The organism is Holdemania sp. Marseille-P2844 (assembly GCF_900120005.1).
Classification (GTDB): Bacteria; Bacillota_I; Bacilli_A; order Erysipelotrichales; family Erysipelotrichaceae; genus Holdemania.
Map to the genome: position 1 here is coordinate 446345 of NZ_LT635453.1, position 6385 is coordinate 452729.

The 6385-nt window shown below is 50.3% G+C and carries 11 protein-coding genes; all 11 read left to right on the forward strand.

Annotated features, from left to right (window positions below):
• Window position 1 precedes the first annotated feature (1 nt).
• Genes rpsE through rplQ form a run of 11 tightly spaced genes read left to right on the forward strand, consistent with a single transcriptional unit; the run spans window position 2 to window position 6217 of the window.
• On the forward strand, window positions 2-514 hold the full coding sequence (rpsE, locus tag BQ7364_RS14775) for a 30S ribosomal protein S5 (RefSeq protein WP_006058582.1): 513 nt from the start codon (window positions 2-4) through the stop codon (window positions 512-514).
• A 21-nt stretch (window positions 515-535) separates the two neighbouring features.
• Window positions 536-976, forward strand: coding sequence for a 50S ribosomal protein L15 (gene rplO, locus BQ7364_RS14780; RefSeq protein WP_006058583.1), 441 nt, complete (start codon window positions 536-538; stop codon window positions 974-976).
• Window position 977: 1 nt separating this feature from the next.
• Entirely contained in the window at window positions 978-2267 is a 1290-nt protein-coding gene (gene secY / locus BQ7364_RS14785; RefSeq protein WP_072685408.1) for a preprotein translocase subunit SecY, read from the forward strand.
• Window positions 2268-2280: 13 nt separating this feature from the next.
• A complete protein-coding gene (locus tag BQ7364_RS14790; RefSeq protein WP_072685409.1) occupies window positions 2281-2931 on the forward strand; it encodes an adenylate kinase in 651 nt (216 codons plus the stop codon).
• Complete coding sequence (gene map, locus BQ7364_RS14795) at window positions 2928-3719, forward strand: type I methionyl aminopeptidase (RefSeq protein ID WP_072685410.1); 792 nt, start codon at window positions 2928-2930, stop codon at window positions 3717-3719. Before BQ7364_RS14790 ends, map begins: the two co-directional genes overlap by 4 nt.
• Entirely contained in the window at window positions 3697-3915 is a 219-nt protein-coding gene (gene infA / locus BQ7364_RS14800; protein ID WP_006058587.1) for a translation initiation factor IF-1, read from the forward strand. The genes map and infA overlap by 23 nt, the downstream gene beginning before the upstream one ends.
• Before the next feature lie 19 nt (window positions 3916-3934).
• Window positions 3935-4051: a 50S ribosomal protein L36 gene (gene rpmJ, locus BQ7364_RS14805; protein WP_008979808.1), complete on the forward strand. Its 117-nt coding sequence runs from the start codon at window positions 3935-3937 to the stop codon at window positions 4049-4051.
• 16 nt (window positions 4052-4067) lie between these two features.
• Window positions 4068-4433 carry a 30S ribosomal protein S13 gene (rpsM, locus tag BQ7364_RS14810; protein WP_072685411.1) on the forward strand — a complete coding sequence of 122 codons (366 nt, stop codon included), beginning with the start codon at window positions 4068-4070 and terminating at the stop codon, window positions 4431-4433.
• Between the two features lie 18 nt (window positions 4434-4451).
• Window positions 4452-4844 carry a 30S ribosomal protein S11 gene (gene rpsK / locus BQ7364_RS14815; RefSeq protein ID WP_072685412.1) on the forward strand — a complete coding sequence of 131 codons (393 nt, stop codon included), beginning with the start codon at window positions 4452-4454 and terminating at the stop codon, window positions 4842-4844.
• A 26-nt stretch (window positions 4845-4870) separates the two neighbouring features.
• Window positions 4871-5830 (forward strand): DNA-directed RNA polymerase subunit alpha, encoded by a 960-nt coding sequence (locus tag BQ7364_RS14820; RefSeq protein ID WP_020226066.1) that lies wholly within the window; start codon window positions 4871-4873, stop codon window positions 5828-5830.
• 24 nt (window positions 5831-5854) lie between these two features.
• Complete coding sequence (gene rplQ / locus BQ7364_RS14825; RefSeq protein WP_072685413.1) at window positions 5855-6217, forward strand: 50S ribosomal protein L17; 363 nt, start codon at window positions 5855-5857, stop codon at window positions 6215-6217.
• Window positions 6218-6385 lie beyond the last annotated feature (168 nt).

The window sequence follows — 6385 nt, forward strand, 5'->3', positions numbered from 1 at the left end:
AATGGAACGTAAACCAAGAAGAGTTGAACGCGATAAAGAATTTGAAGAACGCGTTGTTGTCATCAACCGTGTAACCAAGGTTGTTAAAGGTGGACGTCGTTTCCGCTTTGCCGCCCTGGTTGTCATTGGTGACAAAAAAGGCCGCGTAGGCTACGGCACAGGAAAAGCTAACGAAGTTCCTGATGCAATTAAGAAGGCCAGTGAAAATGCCAAGAAGAATCTGTTCAGAGTTCCTCTGGTAAACAATGGCTCCACGATCCCACATGCTGTCACCGGCGTTTACGGCGCGGGTGAAGTGTTCCTGAAACCGGCTGCAGAAGGTACCGGCGTTATCGCCGGCGGCGCTGTCCGTGCGGTTCTGGAGCTGGCAGGCGTCAGCGACGTTCTGTCCAAGTGCATCGGTTCCCGCACGCCGATCAACATGGTTCATGCCACGGTTGCCGGTCTGAAAGAACTGAAAACGATCGAAAGCGTTAGCAAACTGCGTGAGAAGAAGCCGCAGGAAATTCGCTAAGTTAGACGGGAGGCAGCTACAATGAAATTAAACGAACTGAAATACACAGAAGGTGCACGTCGTAACTCGAAGAGAATCGGCCGCGGCCATGGCTCCGGATGGGGCAAAACTGCAGGCAAGGGTTCCAAGGGCCAGAACGCTCGTTCCGGCGGCGGAGTCGCACTGGGCTTTGAAGGCGGCCAGACACCGATCTGGCGTCGTCTGCCGAAGCGTGGTTTCACCAACTTCACCCGTAAGGAATACTCGATCGTCAACGTCGAACTGCTGAATCGGTTCGAAGATGGCGCTGAGATTACTCCGGAACTGTTAAAGCAGGCGGGTTTAGTCCGCAAGGAACTGGACGGCGTGAAGATCCTGGGCGTTGGCGAACTGGAAAAGAAGCTGACGGTCAAAGCCAATAAATTTTCCAAATCAGCAGTAGAAGCAATTGAAAAAGCAGGCGGAAAAGTAGAGGTGATCTAACATGATCCAGACCTTTACCAGCCTGTTCAAGAATAAAGAAATCCGGTCTAAGATTATCTTTACTCTGGCCATGCTGTTCATCTACCGACTCGGATCCGGCATTCCGGTTCCGGGCGTAGATGCGACGGCGCTGACCGCCGGCATCGCTGATAATTCCATTCTGGGAATGATGAACCTGCTGGGCGGCGGCGCATTACAGCGTCTGTCGGTCTTCGCCTTGGGCGTTACACCGTACATCACCGCTTCGATCATCATCCAGCTGATGTCGATGGACGTCATTCCGGCACTGACGGAAATGGCGAAATCAGGTCAGCAGGGTCGCATGAAAATGGATAAGATCACACGATATATGGGTGTGGTCTTAGCGTTTATTCAAGCCTTTACGATGGTCTATGCTTTTGATAAGAGCTATGGGATCCTCTCCGGCGCCGGCGTTTCCACTTACCTGTACGTGGCGACGGTGCTGACAGCGGGTACAATGTTCTTATTGTGGGTCGGCGATCAGATCTCGGCGAAGGGGATCGGAAACGGCGTTTCCATCATCATCTTCGCGGGTATCGTCGCAAACATCCCGTTCCAGTTTGTTCAGGTCTTCAATACCCTGGTTGATACGACAAACAACACGGCGATGTTTAACGGCATCCTGACGTTTATGCTGTATGTATTAATGTATCTTTTGATCATCGTGCTGGTTGTCTTCATGCAGCTGGCAACCCGAAAGATCCCGGTACAGTACACATCCAGCTCCATGACCAAGGGCCGCAACGATATGACCTACTTACCGTTAAAAATCAACTCCGCCAGCGTCATCCCGGTTATCTTCGCTTCGGCGATCATGACGGCGCCGCTGACGATCATGAGCTTCTTTGAAGCCAACAGCTTCACAACCACTCTGAATAACATCTTGTCGCTGCAGAAGCCGTTGGGCCTTTGCATCTATGCGGTACTGATCGTTCTGTTTACCTTCTTCTACACTAATTTACAGGTGGATCCGGAGAAGATTGCAGAAAATCTCGGCAAGTCCGGAACCTATATTCCCGGCATTCGTCCGGGTACAGAAACCAGGGAATACTTATCCAAGGTGCTGAACCGGATCACGGTGCTGGGCGCGATCTTCCTCGTGTTTATCGCGCTGCTTCCGTACATCCTGCCAATGGTGACAAACCTGCCGTCCTCTGTTTCAATGGGCGGAACCGGAATCATCATCGTTGTCGGCGTTGCCATGGAGACGATGAGTCAGCTGAAAGGGCAGCTGACCCAGAAATCATACCGCGGTTTTATTCAAAAATAAGAGGTGAGTGAGAATGAACATTCTGATCATGGGACCTGCCGGAAGCGGCAAGGGGACAATGTCGGCAAAAATTCTGGAAAGCTTTAAAATTCCGCACATCTCCACAGGAGATATGTTCCGCGCCAACATCAAAGAAGGCACGGAGCTGGGGAAAAAAGCGCAGGAATACATGAACGCCGGCAAGCTCGTACCGGATGAAATTACGGTCGCAATGGTCGCAGATCGGCTGAAACAGCCGGACTGTCAAGCTGGTTATCTGTTGGATGGCTATCCAAGAACGCTGGTTCAGGCAAAATCTTTCGAAAATTTATCAAAAGAAATTGCCAAACCGGTGGAAGTTGTTATAAACTTAGTAGTGGAGTTTGAAGCTCTGGCCGATCGCATCACGGGCCGCCGCATGTGTAAGAACTGCGGTGCGATCTATCATGTCCGTAATCACCCAAGTCAGGTGGAGGGCATTTGTGATGTCTGCGGTTCTCCGCTCATTCAGCGCGCTGATGATACAGAGGAACAGCTTCGTGTTCGTCTTGACGAGCATGAAAAGAATACCAAGCCGGTTCTTGATTACTACCGTGAAAAAGGACTGGTCGTCGACATCAATGCCACGCGTTCGATTGACGAAGTGTGGAATGATGTCGCCGCGGCATTGGAGAACGTGAAATGATCTCTGCCAAATCGCCGCGAGAAATCGCAACGATGAAGCAAGCCGGAAAGATCGTAGCCCTGGCCCGCGCGGCTGTGGCGGCTGCGATCGCTCCGGGAGTAACTACTAAACAGCTGGACAGGATTGCTGAGAAAGTGATCCGGCAACAGGGAGCCTCGCCGTCCTTTAAAGGGTACGGGGGCTTTCCTGCGTCTATCTGTACTTCGATCAATTCAGTGCTGGTTCATGGCATTCCGGATCAGACTGTGTTGAAAGACGGAGATCTCATTTCCATTGACATCGGAGCTTGTTATAAAGGCTATCATGGGGACGCCGCGTGGACGTTCGCCGTCGGCCGCGTCAGCGAGGAAGCGGTGCGATTGATGGAAGTTACACGCCAATCTCTTTTTATAGGTTTAGAACAGGCAAAACCTGGGAATCGTTTAAGTGATATTTCGCACGCGATCGGCGAGTTTGTCGAAGCGCACGGGTATTCAGTGCCAATCGATTATACAGGTCATGGAATCGGCACGCACCTGCACGAAGAACCTGCGATTCCGAATTTTGGTTCACCGGGCAAAGGCATTCTGTTAAGGGAAGGCATGACGTTCGCAATCGAACCGATGGTTCACGCAGGCAAGCCGCACACACGGGTGTTGGCTGATGACTGGACAGTCGTTACCAAAGACGGCTCTCTGGCAGCACATTACGAACATACCATCGTCATTACCAAAGACGGGTATGAAATTCTGACAATCAATCCAGATGAGGAGGAAGATTCAGTTTATGGGCAAACAGGATGTCATTGAAATTGACGGGATAGTAGAAGATACACTTCCCAATGCGATGTTTAAGGTGAAGCTCGCCAACGGTCACACCATTTTAGCTCACGTTTCTGGTAAAATCCGTATGCATTACATTCGCATTTTACCGGGAGATCGGGTTACCGTTGAAATTTCACCGTATGATTTAACACGTGGGCGTATTACATTTAGACACAAATAGTCTACAGGAGGAAAAACGCATGAAAGTAAGACCATCTGTCAAACCAATATGCGATAAGTGCCGCATCATCAAGCGCAAAGGCCGCGTTATGGTTATTTGTGAAAACCCTAAGCACAAGCAGCGTCAAGGAAACTAGGAGGAATTAGAGAGATATGGCTCGTATTGCAGGAATCGATATCCCACGCGACAAGCGCGTCGTGGTATCCTTAACTTATATCTACGGAATCGGCAGCTCTACAGCGAAGACCATTCTGAAGAAATGCGGAATCAGCGAAGATATCCGTGTTAAAGATCTGACAGACGAACAGGTCAACGCAATCCGTCAGGAAGTTGACCAGATCAAAGTTGAAGGCGATTTGCGCCGTGAAACCCAGCTGAACATCAAGCGCTTGATGGAAATCGGCTGCTACCGCGGTGTTCGTCATCGTAAGGGACTGCCTGTCCGCGGACAGCGCACCAAGACCAACGCTCGTACACGCAAAGGACCGCGTCGTACGGTAGCGAATAAGAAGAAATAAGCGGGAGGATAGTAGTCAATGGCAAAAGTGAAACAGACAAGCCGCAAGCGTCGTGTCCGCAAGAATGTCGCTAAAGGCGTTGCACATATTCATTCAACATTTAACAATACAATCGTAACGATTACCGATGAAAGCGGAAATGCCATCGCATGGTCCAGCGCGGGTGCATTAGGCTTCAAGGGTTCTCGTAAATCTACACCGTTTGCCGCTCAGATGGCAGGCGAAGCTGCCGGCAAGGCTGCTGTCGATCACGGCATGAAGGTTGTCGAAGTCAACGTTAAGGGTCCGGGACCTGGACGTGAAGCGGCTGTCCGTTCTTTACAGACGGCTGGCTTGGAAATCACAGTCATCAACGACGTTACTCCGATTCCGCACAATGGATGCCGTCCACCGAAGCGGCCACGTGGTTAATAACCTAATTGAGGAGGGAAATGGTTATGCAAAAATTTGAACGCGCAAAGTTTGAAGTCAAAGAATATGTTGAATCTGACCATTATGGAAAATTCGTTGTAGAACCTCTTGAAAGAGGCTTCGGCACTACCCTTGGTAATGCCCTCAGACGTGTTTTACTCTCCTCTTTACCGGGAGCTGCGGTTTACTCGATTAAGGTCGAAGGTGTTTACCACGAGTTTACATCCATTCCTGGCGTTGAAGAAGACGTCACGATGATGATTCTGAACATCAAGAATCTGATCATGAAGATTGATGACGATGAATCCTATACCTTAAGAATTGCCGCAAAAGGCCCAATGACCGTGACCGCGGGCGATATTATCTGCCCGACGGGTGTGGAAGTATTGAACAAAGATCTGGAAATCGCGCACCTGGAAGAAGGCGCCACGCTGGAAATGGAACTGAAGGCCCGCAACGGTCGCGGCTACATCAGCGCTGATGGCAACAAAGCCTTGTACCAGGGATCTTCTCAGGGGATTGGAACGGTGTATACCGATTCCATCTATACCCCGATCGACCGTATTTCGTATAATGTGGAACCGACTCGTGTCGGCCAGGATGCGAAATACGACCGCCTGATTTTTGAAATCTGGACTAACGGTTCGATCACGCCGCAGATGTCGCTGGCGCTGGGCTCCAAGATTCTGATCGATCATCTCGATCTCTTGACCCATGTCAACGAATCCGTCGCGGATATGGAATCCGTCATGAAGGATGTCAACGGCGAATCGCCGAAGAACATGCAGTCCATGGCGATCGAAGATCTGGATCTGTCTGTCCGTTCTTACAACTGTTTGAAACGGGCCGGTATCCAGACGGTCGAAGAACTGACTCAGCGTTCTGAAGAAGAAATGATGAGAGTCCGGAATCTGGGTAAAAAATCGTTAAAAGAAGTCAAAGACAAGATTTACGAATTGGGTCTGAGCTTCAAATCATACGACTAATCGCAAGTAAAGGAGGAACCCCCTATGTGGAATCGTAAATTAGGACGCACTGCTGACCACCGGAAAGCGATGCTTCGCAATATGGCTACCAGCCTGATCCTGAACGGCAAAATTGAAACAACTGAAATGAAGGCGAAAGAACTGCGCTCTGTTGTCGACGAACTGATCACGTTGGCCAAGCGCGGAGATCTGCATGCCCGCCGTCAGGCTGCTGCTTATGTCCGCAATGTCGTTGCGGATGAAAAGACAGGCGAAACGGTACTGAAGAAGCTGTTTGACGAAATCGGTCCGAAATATGCCGACCGCAACGGCGGATATACCCGCGTCTTAAAGACCGGCTTCCGTCGCGGCGACAGCGCACCGATGGCGATCATCGAACTGGTTTAATTATCCAATGAAAAGCATGGCTTTGGCTGTGCTTTTTTTTCGTGTGCCGGGCATGGCATACATCTAGTTGGTGAAAATCCAACCACGGGTATTTACCGCCAAGTGTAGTGAACCACAAGTCGTTAGCAGTGATGTTAAGGGTGAAGGAAGTGGTGTAGCAAAATCTTC

Bases quoted from the DNA above. Each gene is read 5' to 3' on its own strand.
- rpsE (WP_006058582.1), top strand. From the start codon at position 2: ATGGAACGTAAACCAAGAAGAGTTGAACGCGATAAAGAATTTGAAGAA.
- rplO (WP_006058583.1), top strand. From the start codon at position 536: ATGAAATTAAACGAACTGAAATACACAGAAGGTGCACGTCGTAACTCG.
- secY (WP_072685408.1), top strand. From the start codon at position 978: ATGATCCAGACCTTTACCAGCCTGTTCAAGAATAAAGAAATCCGGTCT.
- BQ7364_RS14790 (WP_072685409.1), top strand. From the start codon at position 2,281: ATGAACATTCTGATCATGGGACCTGCCGGAAGCGGCAAGGGGACAATG.
- map (WP_072685410.1), top strand. From the start codon at position 2,928: ATGATCTCTGCCAAATCGCCGCGAGAAATCGCAACGATGAAGCAAGCC.
- infA (WP_006058587.1), top strand. From the start codon at position 3,697: ATGGGCAAACAGGATGTCATTGAAATTGACGGGATAGTAGAAGATACA.
- rpmJ (WP_008979808.1), top strand. From the start codon at position 3,935: ATGAAAGTAAGACCATCTGTCAAACCAATATGCGATAAGTGCCGCATC.
- rpsM (WP_072685411.1), top strand. From the start codon at position 4,068: ATGGCTCGTATTGCAGGAATCGATATCCCACGCGACAAGCGCGTCGTG.
- rpsK (WP_072685412.1), top strand. From the start codon at position 4,452: ATGGCAAAAGTGAAACAGACAAGCCGCAAGCGTCGTGTCCGCAAGAAT.
- BQ7364_RS14820 (WP_020226066.1), top strand. From the start codon at position 4,871: ATGCAAAAATTTGAACGCGCAAAGTTTGAAGTCAAAGAATATGTTGAA.
- rplQ (WP_072685413.1), top strand. From the start codon at position 5,855: ATGTGGAATCGTAAATTAGGACGCACTGCTGACCACCGGAAAGCGATG.